Annotated in this window: 11 protein-coding genes; 5 read left to right on the forward strand and 6 right to left on the reverse strand. The window is 61.2% G+C overall.

Translation table 11 applies throughout. The features are described 5' to 3' along the window. A complete protein-coding gene (locus tag M0D68_RS08915) occupies positions 1–1293 on the forward strand; it encodes a dicarboxylate/amino acid:cation symporter (protein ID WP_200654373.1) in 1293 nt (430 codons plus the stop codon). A gap of 89 nt (positions 1294–1382) precedes the next feature. Continuing rightward, positions 1383–3344, forward strand: coding sequence for an enterotoxin (locus tag M0D68_RS08920; RefSeq protein WP_266224204.1), 1962 nt, complete (start codon positions 1383–1385; stop codon positions 3342–3344). A 60-nt stretch (positions 3345–3404) separates the two neighbouring features. On the opposite strand, the gene M0D68_RS08925 is transcribed toward M0D68_RS08920, so the two are convergent. Then, positions 3405–5261 carry a beta-galactosidase gene (locus M0D68_RS08925; RefSeq protein ID WP_266224205.1) on the reverse strand — a complete coding sequence of 619 codons (1857 nt, stop codon included), beginning with the start codon at positions 5259–5261 and terminating at the stop codon, positions 3405–3407. 254 nt (positions 5262–5515) lie between these two features. On the opposite strand from M0D68_RS08925, the gene M0D68_RS08930 reads away from it, so the two are divergent. Continuing rightward, entirely contained in the window at positions 5516–6205 is a 690-nt protein-coding gene (locus tag M0D68_RS08930) for an oxidoreductase (RefSeq protein WP_266224206.1), read from the forward strand. 33 nt (positions 6206–6238) lie between these two features. Here the strand turns inward: M0D68_RS08930 and aroE are convergent, their stop codons facing one another. Genes aroE through M0D68_RS08955 form a run of 5 tightly spaced genes read right to left on the reverse strand, consistent with a single transcriptional unit; the run spans position 6239 to position 10091 of the window. Continuing rightward, positions 6239–7072: a shikimate dehydrogenase gene (gene aroE, locus M0D68_RS08935; protein WP_266224207.1), complete on the reverse strand. Its 834-nt coding sequence runs from the start codon at positions 7070–7072 to the stop codon at positions 6239–6241. Then, complete coding sequence (locus tag M0D68_RS08940) at positions 7072–8292, reverse strand: CaiB/BaiF CoA-transferase family protein (protein WP_200621240.1); 1221 nt, start codon at positions 8290–8292, stop codon at positions 7072–7074. The genes aroE and M0D68_RS08940 overlap by 1 nt, the downstream gene beginning before the upstream one ends. Further along, positions 8292–8750: a MaoC family dehydratase gene (locus M0D68_RS08945; protein WP_093635361.1), complete on the reverse strand. Its 459-nt coding sequence runs from the start codon at positions 8748–8750 to the stop codon at positions 8292–8294. Before M0D68_RS08945 ends, M0D68_RS08940 begins: the two co-directional genes overlap by 1 nt. Position 8751: 1 nt before the next feature. Then, positions 8752–9144, reverse strand: coding sequence for a VOC family protein (locus M0D68_RS08950; protein ID WP_200621239.1), 393 nt, complete (start codon positions 9142–9144; stop codon positions 8752–8754). Continuing rightward, positions 9141–10091 carry a ketopantoate reductase family protein gene (locus tag M0D68_RS08955; RefSeq protein ID WP_200621238.1) on the reverse strand — a complete coding sequence of 317 codons (951 nt, stop codon included), beginning with the start codon at positions 10089–10091 and terminating at the stop codon, positions 9141–9143. Before M0D68_RS08955 ends, M0D68_RS08950 begins: the two co-directional genes overlap by 4 nt. Positions 10092–10186: 95 nt before the next feature. On the opposite strand from M0D68_RS08955, the gene M0D68_RS08960 reads away from it, so the two are divergent. Both M0D68_RS08960 and M0D68_RS08965 read left to right on the forward strand, forming a co-directional pair. Next, positions 10187–11092 (forward strand): LysR family transcriptional regulator, encoded by a 906-nt coding sequence (locus tag M0D68_RS08960; RefSeq protein WP_200621237.1) that lies wholly within the window; start codon positions 10187–10189, stop codon positions 11090–11092. Positions 11093–11371: 279 nt separating this feature from the next. After that, a complete protein-coding gene (locus M0D68_RS08965; RefSeq protein ID WP_266224208.1) occupies positions 11372–12571 on the forward strand; it encodes a porin in 1200 nt (399 codons plus the stop codon). The last annotated feature ends 80 nt before the right edge of the window (positions 12572–12651 follow it).

Raw genomic sequence — 12651 nt, forward strand, 5'->3', positions numbered from 1 at the left:
ATGAAGACGAACAAGCTTACTACGTGGATCATGGTCGCCATGGTTCTGGGGGTTGTTGTGGGTTATATCTGCAACATCAACGCACCCAATGCGAAAGCCGCCAAGGAGATCGCCGGCTATTTCTCGATCGCCACGGATGTGTTCCTGCGTCTAATAAAAATGGTCATCGCGCCGCTCGTGTTCGCGACCCTGGTGGGGGGTATCGCCAGCATGGGGGACTCGTCCGCCGTCGGGCGCATGGGCGTCAAGGCAATGGGGTGGTTCATCTCCGCCTCGGTGGTGTCGCTGTTGCTCGGCATGCTGTTCGTGAACGTCCTTCAGCCGGGCTACGCGCTTAACCTGCCGCTGCCGGACATCGCCGCCACGACCAATCTGCAGACCTCCACGCTGAATGTGAAGGACTTCGTCACGCACGTTTTCCCGAGGAGCGTGTTCGAGGCGATGTCCCAGAACGAGGTCCTGCAGATTCTGGTGTTCTCACTGTTCTTCGGTTTCGCCATCGCGTCGTTCAAGGGCCGCGCCGGCCAGCATCTGCTCGCGCCGATCGAGGACCTGGGCAAGACGATGCTGCGCGTGACCGACTTCGTGATGCGCTTTGCCCCACTCGGCGTATTCGGCGCAGTGGCCGCCGCGATCACCGTTCAGGGCATCGGCGTGCTGGCGACCTACGGCAGGTTCATCGGCGAGTTCTACGTGGCCTTGCTGGTGCTGTGGGTGGCATTGATCGCGGCGGGCTATCTGTTTCTCGGTGCACGCGTATTTACGCTGCTCAAGCTGGTCAAGCAGCCAACCATCCTGGCTTTCTCGACCGCCAGCAGCGAGGCCGCCTATCCCGCGGTCATGGAGCAACTGAAGAAGTTCGGTGTGCCCGACAAGATCACCGGTTTCGTGCTGCCGCTCGGCTACTCGTTCAACCTCGACGGCTCGATGATGTACTCGGCCTTCGCGTCGCTGTTCATCGCCCAGGCCTATAACATCCAGCTCAGCCTGACGCAGCAGATCACCATGCTGCTGGTGCTGATGATCACGAGCAAGGGCATCGCCGGTGTGCCGCGGGCGTCGATCGTCGTGGTGGCTGCCGTTCTGCCGATGTTCAAGCTGCCCGAGGCCGGCGTTCTGCTGATTCTCGGCATCGACCAGTTTCTCGACATGGGCCGCACGGCGACGAACGTGATCGGCAATAGCATCGCCACCGCGGTGGTGGCCAAGTCGGAAGGCTTGCTCGGCGTCACGCGCGATGCCGACGAGGACGACATGCTCGAGCCGCCTGAGCAGAACGCTCTGGCGAACTAGGGGCGGAGTGGGGTTCGCTGGAGGGCTTGGACGCGCTGGGCCGTTGCCGGTACTCTATGGACGTTGCTCCTGCTCGAGGCCGGCCTCCCATGCGCGCCAACGATGCTTTGCCTACGCAAGCCGGCATGCCCGTGTTCCAGACGACGGGCGATGCCTGCTCATTCGGTAACGACGCGCTCGCGTTACGCTGGATCGTCCGGGACGAACGTCTCGCTGATTTCTCGCTGGTCGATTTCGCGGGGGAGCGCACACTGCCCATCGTCGCGCCGTTCGCGCTATTGCTCGGCGACGGAAGTACGGTTGGCGTGGCCGAGCTGAAGATCCTTGCGCCACTGAACGAAACCGCGCTCGCACCCAACCCCTACGCGTCCCGTCTGGCCGAACGAATCGCGGGCCGACGCGTGAGCGCCACCCTCGTCGACGCTCAGGGTCGTCTTAAGGTGGCGTGGAGTGTGGAGCAGCGCGAAGGCTCACGATACCTGCGCGAACAGCTGGCGATTACGGCGCTTCTTCGGGACGAAAATATCGCCGTCGTTTCATTGCTGGAGACATGTGTTGCCGACGCACAGGCCAGCAGCGAATTGAAGGGCACGCCTGTCGTCGCGGGTAATTTCTATCTGGGCTTCGAGCTGCCGCTGGCGGAAAGTCATGTGGACGGCGACAGCGTCAGCTTTACTCTGCAACGCGCATTGCCGCTGGAAAGGAACAGGACGCTGGTCTACTCCGCCGTGGCCGGCGTCGTGCGCGACGGCCAGTTACGGCGCGATTTCGCCACCTATCTGGAACGGGAACGGGCTCACCCGTACCGCCCGTTTCTGCACTACAACAGTTGGGGCGACATCGGCTACCTCACGCCGTACACGCAGGAGCAAGCGCAGGAGCGCATCGAAGCAATCGGCCGCGAGCTGCATGAAGCGCGCGGCGTTCAGATCGATTCGTTTCTGTTCGACGATGGCTGGGACGACCTTAGCGGCAGCTGGCATTTCAGCAAGGATTTTCCGCATGGCTTCGTTCCGCTGCGCGACGCTGCAGCACGATACGGCGCCGCGCCCGGCGTATGGCTGTCCCCGTGGGGTGGCTACTGTGCGCCGCAACAGGAACGCGTGGCGCGCGGCCGTGCTGCTGGCTATGAGGTCATCGATAACGGACTCGCGCTATCGGGGCCAAATTACTATCGACGCTTTCACGACGTCGTGATGGCCTTGCTTGATGAGGACGGCGTCAACCAGTTCAAGTTCGACGGTACAGGCAACGCCGACAGGGTGTTTCCAGGCAGCCTCTTCGATAGCGACTGGGACGCGGCGATCCGGCTTATCGAGGACATCCGCGCGGCCAAACCCGAGACCTTCATCAATCTCACTACAGGGACGCATCCGTCGCCGTTCTGGTTGCGTTACGCAGACTCCATCTGGCGTGGTGGCAAAGATGACGATCTGGCCGGAACCGGCACTAACCGCGAACGCTGGATCACGTACCGCGATGCGCAGACGTATCACAACGTCGTGCTGCGCAGTCCGCTCTTTCCGCTCAATTCGCTGATGCTGCACGGCATCCTCTTCGCGCAGTGCAATCCGCGCCTCAACACGGCGGCAGGCGATGATTTCGCCAACGAAGTGCGCTCCTACTTCGGGAGCGGCACGCAATTGCAGGAGCTATACATTACGCCGTCGCTGCTGAGCGAGTCCGACTGGGATGTGCTCGCGGATGCCGCGCGATGGGCGCGCGAAAATGGCGATGTACTGCGCGACAGTCACTGGATCGGCGGGGCACCGGACCAGCTAGTGGTCTACGGCTGGGCGGCGTGGGCGCAGCACAAGGCGATCGTGACGCTGCGGAATCCGGACAGCCGCGCGCAACGCTTCACACTGGATCTGCGGCGACAACTGGAGTTGCCGGTTGCGGCGGCGGGGCGATTCAATTCGCGTAGCATCTGGCGTGAACGGGCTTCCGATATTCCGGCTTTGCTGGACGCTGATGTGCCGCAGGAAGTCCAGCTCGCGCCGTTCGAAGTGCTTACGCTGGAGCTGTTGCCGATCGCTGAAGCGGAGTAGTGGTGTGCATGTGGCCGCATTTTTTCGCCGCTTGCCCGGCAGCGACCCGCGGCGCTCGCGCTAAGACAACGTGTCCGCCAGTTCCACCGGCTTCGCCTGGGTCTGGTGCAGGTCGAAGATAAGCACTTCGTTGTCACCGCGCACGAGCCACGGCGCAGGGCAATACAGGCGCCTTTGCGGACCGATACTCCAGTAGCGTCCGAGATTGTGCCCGTTGACCCAGACGATGCCCTTGGTCCAGTTGCTCATATCGAGCCAGGTGTCGCCGACTTCACCCAGCCGCAAGCTTGCCTTGAAGAATAGCCCGGGCTTCAGTGGGTTCGTGCAACTTCCCTTCAGGTTGGCGATAAACGTTTCATCCATTGGCAGTAGGAAGACTTCCCAACCCTTGAGCGTGGCGAACGACCCGTCGGCGATTTTCATCCTGACCGGATCGAGCAGTCCTTTGCGGTCGACAAGCGCGGGGCCGAAGTTGACCCGCCCCATACCCTCCACGAAGACCTCTAGCGATGCCAGGCCACCAGAGTTCGACTCGCGCTCCGGCAACGTCGAAGGTAACGCGAGCGGCGCGCGATGCTTCATGTGGAGCGGCTGCGCGTACTCCGATGGTATTTGCGCCCTCAAGACGCCGCCTACGTAGCGTTCGCCTACGAAAACCGTTGCATAGTCGTGAACACTGCCGATATCCAGCGCACCGCCTGCATACTCTTGCAACTGCTTGCGGTACAGCGCGAAGCCAAACGCCTGACCATAACTCTCAAAGGACTGTGGATCGATGCTCTGATCGCGCGGCAGCGCCGCGGGCAAGTTGTCCCAGATCGACGCGTAGAGCGTTGGCATCAAGGCAGCGATGCCTGTGCATTCGAGCGCGGCGATGGCGTCAGGTATATCAGGCAACGGCGCAGGCAGGTAACTGCCGATGATATCGCGGTACCTCATATACTTCGGCGTCGCCGCGCCCTGCTCGTTGATCGGCGCCGAATAGTCGTAGCTGGTGATGTCGGGTTGATAGTTGCCTGAATCATCCACGTTCGCGCCGGCATAGAAACCAAAGCTCGTACCGCCGTGAATGACATACAGATTGAACGACTGTTGCGACTGCATGAACGCGGTCAAGGTGTGCGAGAGGTCATAGTTCAATCCCGCGAAACCCGCTTCACCCCAATGAGTGAGCCACCCTGGGTACACCTCACCGGCCATCGCGGGCACCGCGGGAAATTTCCGGCGGACGGTTGCGATTTGTGCCGCATCGCCATTGCTCAACGCAATCGCACCACCGCTTACCGTGGTGCGATTGCGTTCGAGTTGCTGGAGGCCGTCTTCGGTGTAGAAAGGCCCGGTTACGCCTCCTTTGAGCCAAAGCTGCCTGAGCTCCTCGAGGTAAGCCGGATTGCTCGCATACGAACCGAATTCATTTTCGATCTGGATCATCAGGATCGGACCGCCGTGATCGATCAGTAACGGCTTAATACGCGGGACCAGTTCCTCGATGTAGCGAGCCACCGCCGCCATATAACGGGCATCGGTGGCCGAGTCGGTCCTTAACTGGACGTCCGGATCGCTCAACAGGTAAGAAGGGAGGCCTCCCAGATCCCATTCGGCGCAGACGTAAGGCCCTGGGCGCAGCAGTACCCACATTCCATCGGACTGGCACAGCCGTATGAAGGCCTCGATATCGCGGTTGCCGCTGTGGAAATCGAATACGCCCGGACGCGTCTCGTGGTAGTTCCACATGATGTACAAGGCGATGCAATTCATCCCCATCGCCTTGGCCATCCTGATTCGATGCTGCCAATATTCGCGCGGGATGCGGGCCGGGTGCATCTCGCCGCTGCGAATCTGGAACGGCTCGCCGTCGAGCAGGAAGTGTTCGCCGTCAAGGCTGAAAGAGAAGGTGTGGCCGCATTCGAGGTTCACGGTGCACTCACACTTTGGCGCTTGAGGCGCGGTTGAACTAGGCGAAAGGTGAAAACCAGGCAACGGCCACCCTTTATCCGCACGGTTGTATACGTGGTATGCGCGTTGAACGCCTTGCTGATGGATTTCTCGCGCCCTAACCTGAATCTTACATTCAGCGGCCCGTCGAACAGTTTCCTGGGCCGGCCATCTCATGCAATCCATACATCGACGAACTCCCGATTTCGGAAGACGAAGATCTTATTGGAGAAGACATGCACGACAACCTCCTCCCGGTCATCATCACACGGAAATGGCAACTTGCCGAGAGTTACCATGCCGTCGAACTTCAAACCAGGTCCCGATCGGAGCTCCCGTCGTTTGACGATGGCGCTTGCATCACCCTTGTTCGCGACAACGTCATCTGCAAGGAGAGAATATATCCGCTGTGCGGTTTTACGTCCCGGCCGAGCGCATATGTAATCGCTGTGCGACAGGATGATGACGATACGGACGCAGAAGCAGCTGACATCTCGTTGAGTCAAGGAGACGAGGCGTTCATCGTAACGCCCCGGAGTCCTGCAGTTATTTTAGACGGCAGCACACGGTCTATTCTTTTTGCTGGAGGCGTTGGCGCCGCTTCGATCGCGGGAATCGCGAATCGGCTTGCATCGGCAGGTCAAAAATTCGAGCTGCACAACTTCGCTCGATCACCTGAACGCGCGGTGTTTCGGAAAGAACTTGACGCGCTTAAAAGCGAGGGTACGGTCCATCACCATTTTGGCTTGAATGCTGACCGATTGGAGCAGACCACTTCGCACGCGATGAGCCCGGCACATGCGAACACGCAGATCTACTGCAGTGGCCCCCCAGCATTTATGGATCTCATCGAGCGCCAGGCTCGCGACTGGGTGTATCCGGCTAATATCCACAAGATCGTTTTGGGTGACAGAAAAGCTTCATAGGCGCGTCTTTTCTCGATGTGGTCCCGGTTCAGTTCAGTCGAGCGGAACGGTAAGCCTGTCGATTACGGCATGGGTCTGGGGTCGTACGCCGCGCCACCAGGCGAATGCTTCCGCGGCTTGCTCCACGAGCATGCCGACACCGTCCGCGACGCTCGCCACGCCCGCATTGCGTGCGAGTCTCAGGAAAGGCGTCAGTCGTTTGCCGTAGGCGAGTTCATAAGCCACACCGGTGGGGCTGAAAACGCTCGGCGGGACCGGCGGCAACTCGCCGGTGAGGCTGGCCGATGTCGCATTGACCACCAGGTCGAACTGCCCCATCCCCTCCAGATCACCGTACCCGCAGGTGGCCAGCGGACCGCTGCTCGCGACTTGTTCGACCAGGGCCTTTACCTTGGCGATGTCCCTGTTTGCGATGACCAGTTCAGCAGGGCGCGCGGCAATGAACGGTAGCAAAGCGCCACGCGCCGCGCCCCCCGCGCCAAGGACCAGCACGCGCTTGCCGGCCATCGGCAGACTCAGGTTGACTTCGATGTCGCGCAGCAGGCCGACACCGTCGAAGTTCTCGGCAACGATCCGGCCATCCTTGAAGCTCAACGCGTTGGCCGCACCGGCGAGCGTGGCGCGCTCGCTGCGCTCATCGGCGATCGCGAACGCCTTCAGCTTGAACGGCGCGGTCACGTTCATGCCTTTGCCACCGGCCGCTACGAACGCATGGACGGTCCCGGCGAAGGCGTCCTGCGGCTCGACTGGACCCTCGATGGCCGTATAGGACATGTCCTGCCGTGTCTCTTGCGCAAAGAGGCCATGGATCAACGGAGATTTCGTATGGCCGATTGGATTGCCGATCACGGCGTATTGGTCAGTCATCACGGCCTCAGCTTTGAATACAGCACACCATCGGTTTGCATTGCGTCGATTTCGGCGACGCTGAAGCCGAGCGACTGCGCGACTTCCGCGTTGTGTTGACCGAGATCGGGCGCGACCTTGCGAATCGTCGTGTCGCAATCGGAGAATCGGAACGGCAGGTTCGGCAGACGCAACTTCCCGTAGCGCGGGTGCTCCTGCTCGACGACCATGCCTCGCGCGACGATCTGCGGATCGGTGAGTACTTCGTCGATGCGTTGCACCTTCGCACAAGGCACGTCAATGCCATCGAGCAGGTCCAGCACCTGTGCGACCGGCTGGTTGGCCACCCAGGGTTTCACGATGGACAGAATCTCCAGCCGGTTCGTATTGCGTCCCGCGAGGGTGTGAAAACGCGTGTCGGTGCCGAAGCCAGCGGGGCCGCCATGCGCTTCGATCAGCGCTGCGAAGCGCTTCCATGCATCGTCTACTTGCGCGGCGATCACAAGGTCGCCATCAGCGGCACGGAACACGCCGTAGAGCGTCGACGTCGGCATGTCGTGGCCGGTCTGCTCGGGGACGATGCCTTGCATCGTGTAGCACTGCACCGCGTACTCGTGCATCGACACCAGCGTGTCGTACAACGCCATATCGATGTGCTGGCCCCGGCCGCTCTTCACGCGGCCGAGCAGCGCTGCGTTGATTGCCGCCACCGCGTGAATGCCGGTGTACATGTCGCCGAGCGAGATGCGCATCAGCGGCGGTGGCTCGCCGGGATTGCCGATCATCTGCATGATCCCGCTCCTGGCTTCGGCAATCAGGCCGAAGCCGGCGCGGTGCGCGTCCGGGCCCGTATGGCCATATGCCGAGATCGAGCAGTAGACCAGTTTCGGATTGCGGGCGGACAGCTCGTCATAGCCCAGCCCGAGCTTGTTCAGTGCGCCGGGCCGGTAGTTCTCGACAAACACATCCGCCGAGTCGCACAGGCGCTGCATGAATTCCTTGCCGCGCGAGTCCTTCATGTCGACGCTAACGCCGCGTTTGCCCATGTTGAGCTGCAGGAAGTAGCCGCTCTGCTCATCATCGAGCACGGTGGCGTGCTGACGTCCAGCATCGCCGCTGACCGGACGTTCGACCTTGATGACTTCGGCGCCAAGCGCCGCGAGGCAGCGCCCGACGTACGGGCCGGCGAGGAAGTGGCTGTAGTCGACGACGCGAATACCTTCGAGAGGACGGGCTTGCATCAGAACGCTCCCGGCCGGCGCGGCACCATCAGACGATGTTCGCCGTGCTGGACAACCTGGCCATCCTGATTGATCAGATCGGAAGGCAGCACGACGATGCCCCAGTCTGGACGACTTTTGCTCGCACGCATCGCGCCCACGCGGAATTTCACGTGCAGCACGTCGTTGACCTTGATCGGCAGATTGAAATCCCACGTCCAGCCGAGCGACATACCCGGCAGGAAACGGTAGGTGCTTTGGGTCTTGAGGCCATCGGCGATAGACAAGCCAAACAGACCGTGTGCGACGATCGATCCGAAGTGACTCGCGTTCGCGTATGCCTCGTCTACGTGGACCGGTGTGTGATCGCCAGTGAGATCGGCGTAGGCCAGAATGCGTTCTTTGGTCACCGTGTAAGTCGGGCTCACGCATTCGTCGCCTTCGCGGGCATCGTCCCAGTATTTATCGACGATCGTCATGTCACGCCTCCGCGCGCGGGTTGATATTCAGTGCACGCGCCACGCACGAGGCGGGCTTGGCCTGGATCAGTTCGACGGCGAGTCCGTCCGGCAGGCGCAACCAGTTGCGTCCCTGCGGCATTTCGCTGACATCGTATCGATGCGCGGCGGCGAGCGCCGCCTCCATGTCTTCGCACATCACGCCGAGATGGCCGAGCCTGCCTTCAGGCGCGTCATGGTTTGGGTTATGGATGAATTGCAGACCGCCAAGCGTCCAGTACTGCCGGGGTTTCTCGACCGTGCCGTCGACCTCGCGCATCGTCATGCCGAGCACGTCCTCGAAAAAACGGATGTGCCAGTGAATATCTTTCACCCAGATGGCGACGTGCTCCAGATAGGCTTTGCTGCCGTTCATGCGGTTGTCTCCCTATGTTGTCGGTCGGTCATGGCGCGCTCGACGCCCTTGATGCAGGCCACCAGCGTCGTGTTGACCGGGGTCGGCACGCCATGCCGTTGTCCCCAGCGCACGACCGCGCCATTGATAAAGTCGATTTCGGTGATGGAGCCCTTTTCGAGGCTTTGCAACATCGAGGTCTTGAAGGCCGGGGAGAGTCCTTCTCCGGCAAGCGTCCACGGCCGTTCGGGATCAGTGGTGGAGAGCTTCACACCGGCGGCGCGAGCGACCGCCATCGCTTCGGCTACCGCTGCGAGCGCGGTCGTCTTCAGAAGCGCTTCGTCGTAGAGTTGGCCGTACGTCAGGCCGGTGATACCGGTCAGCGCGCCAGTCGCGACATTGACCAGCAGCTTGTCCCACATCGTGCCGACGATGTTGTCGCTGACCGTGGTAGCCAGTCCGGCGGCGTTGAAGATTTCTGCGATTGCCGTTGCACGCGACGTAATCCGGCCATCGAGTTCGCCGATGTAGGTGGCTTTGCCGGCGACGCCTGACTCGATGTGGCCCGGGTTGCGCATCACGCCGCCAACGTACGTCTTGCCAGCCAGCACGCGTTCGCGCCCCACGATGCCGGCGAGCACGTCTTCGTGCCCCAGGCCGTTCTGCAACGACAGGACCAGCGTTTCGGGTCCGATCAGCGTCAGTGCGCCGCGCATCGCGGCATCGGTATGAAATGATTTGACCAGCACGACAACCAGGTCGACGACGCCGGCCTCGGCCGCCTGTGTCGCCGCGCGGACCTTCACGCGACGGGAACCCTCCGCATCGTCCACCTGCAGACCATCACGCCTCATCGCCTCCACATGCACTGCCGAACGGTTCAGCAACCAGACCTCATTGCCGCCTTCGGTCAGCGCCGCGCCAATGGCGCAGCCCAGCGCCCCCGCACCCAGAATCGCAATCTTCACTGCCGTCTCCTTAATCTGGAGACCAAGATACGAGCCGATGTTCATATCGGCAATGCAATGAATACAATGGCATCATTGCGGAGGGCAATAATCTTATGAACTCGACCGAACTTCCTGATCTGAAACTGCTGCAGCTTTTCGACCTCCTGTACGACGCCCGCAGCGTCACGCGTGTGGCCGAGCAGCTCGGACAAAGTCAGCCGACGATTAGCATCTGGCTCGGGCGCTTGCGGGAGCATCTACAGGACCCGTTGTTCATACGTACATCGGGCGGTATGGCGCCGACGCCGCAAGCCGATGCGCTGATCGGTCCGTGCCGGGAGATTCTCGAATCGCTGCGGCGCTTCGCTGCCTGGGAGATCGTGTTCGATCCAGCCACCGCGAAGCGGCGGTTCCGTATCTGTATGACCGACGCCAGCCACATAACGCTGCTTCCGCGGATGCTGGCGCACGTGCGCGCGCAGGCGCCGGGCCTACGCCTCGAAGCGACGAGGATTGACGGCAATACGGAACGGGCGCTGGAATCCGGTGAGGCCGACCTTGCGATCGGCCATGTGCCTTGGCTTGGCGGCGGGATTTACCAGCAGCAGCTTTATCTGCAGGACTGGGTCTGTCTGGCGAATCGCCGTCACCCGAGGTTAGGCGCCAAACTTGGCCTGAAGCACTATCGCGCGGAGGGACATGTCGCCATCACTGCGGGGACGGGAGCGCAACTGCTCGACCAGGCGCTGGTGCGTGAGCATATCGATCGCGACGTGGTGCTGGAGTTACCGGGTTTTCTCGGGCTCGGGGCGATCATCAAGAGTACCGACCTGATCGCCACGCTGCCGCGGCACATCGGTGAGACGCTGGCAAAGGTCAATGATCTGGCGGTCCATCCGTGCCCGGTTCCTGTGGAAGGTTTTGCCGTTCGGCAGCACTGGCACGCCAGATATCACCACGAAGCGGGCAACCGTTGGCTGCGTGGCCTGATGGTGCAATTGTTCGGAACCTCGGGCTGATCGGGCCGACCACTCTAGCTCAAAAAAAATGCGCCGAAAAAAAACTAACTAGATCGTACAAATGCGTATAAACCCCGAAAGACATCAGATCGTGTTTGAACGACACTTCGTGCGGGTTTAGAGATCCAGGCGTCACTCATTGCTCATCCCTCTTCGTATTTGCACCGGCATGCTGAGCCGGGTAGTTCTGCACGCCTTGGCTTACCGGGGCGATTGTTGGTGTAAGGGATTGAGAGTTTGCGTAAGAAACCAAGAAAAGATTTTTAAAGAGGAGCAGAAATGAAAAAGGTAATAGCAACCTCAGCCCTTGGGTTGGTCGCCCTCGGCGCACACGCTCAGAGCAGCGTGACGCTGTACGGGATCGTCGATACGGGGATCGGTTATCAGAGCAGCCAGACGTCGCTCGGTTCGACGAGTGGCGGGCGCTCGGTAATCAAGATGCTGAACGGCATCTGGGCGGGCAGCCGCTTCGGCCTGAAGGGCTCCGAAGATCTGGGCGGCGGCACGAAGGCGATCTTCCAGTTGGAAGAAGGCTTTAACAGCGCAACCGGCGCACAGGCAGTCACTGGTCTGGCGTTCAACCGGCAGGCGTATGTCGGCGTGGCCAATGCCACGTACGGCTCGTTCACGGCCGGCCGTCAATACACGTCGTACTACACGCTGCTGTCGCCGTATAGCCCGACCACGTGGCTGACGGGCGCATACGGCGCACACCCGGGCGATATCGATTCGCTGGATACGTTGTACCGCGTGAATAACTCGCTGGTGTACACGTCGCCGAGCATGCATGGCCTGACGGTGAGCGGTTCGTATGCGCTGGGTGGCGTGGCAGGCCGCACCAATGCCGGTTCGACGTATAGCGCGGCAATCCAGTACCTGAATGGTCCGTTCGGGATCGCGGCAGGCTACCAGCGCATCAATAACGCGGCGTCTGGCGGCGGTGCGTGGGACGCTAACTCCACGACGTCGAATGCGGGCGCGCAGGCGGGTGTGTCGGGCATCAATAACGGCTACCAGACGGCGCAGGCGCAGCAGCGCGTTGCGGTGACGGGCGGTTATGCGTTCAGCGCGCAATGGGACGTCTCGTTCTCGTACTCGAACGTGCAATACATCCCGGGCATCAACTCGAAGTTCCACAACGAGGCGATTTTCAACACCGCTGGCGCAGTGCTGCACTTCAAGCCGTTGACGGTGCTGGATCTGGCTGCTGGCTATAGCTATACGCGCGCCACGCAGTCGAATGGCATCTCGAGCTCGGCACGCTATCAGCAGTTCAACCTCTCGCAGTACTACAGCCTCTCCAAGCGCACCGGTCTGTACGCGCTGGAAGCCTATCAGCGTGCGGGCGGTCAGACGATCGGAACGAACGGCACGAGCATCATCAACGCGACGGCCGATATCGGCGACGGCCAGAACAGCGCGCCGTCCTCGTCACGCAGCCAGTTTGCTGCGGGCGTAGGCATCATCCACCGGTTCTAATTGCCGGGTGGCGTGGCGGCGTCTGTCGACGCCGCCACCGCAACACAGAAGTGCAGGTGGCTAAGGGTTTTTCCTGGGTC

This window comes from Paraburkholderia sp. SEWSISQ10-3 4 (genome assembly GCF_030464785.1).
GTDB lineage: Bacteria > Pseudomonadota > Gammaproteobacteria > Burkholderiales > Burkholderiaceae > Paraburkholderia > Paraburkholderia aspalathi.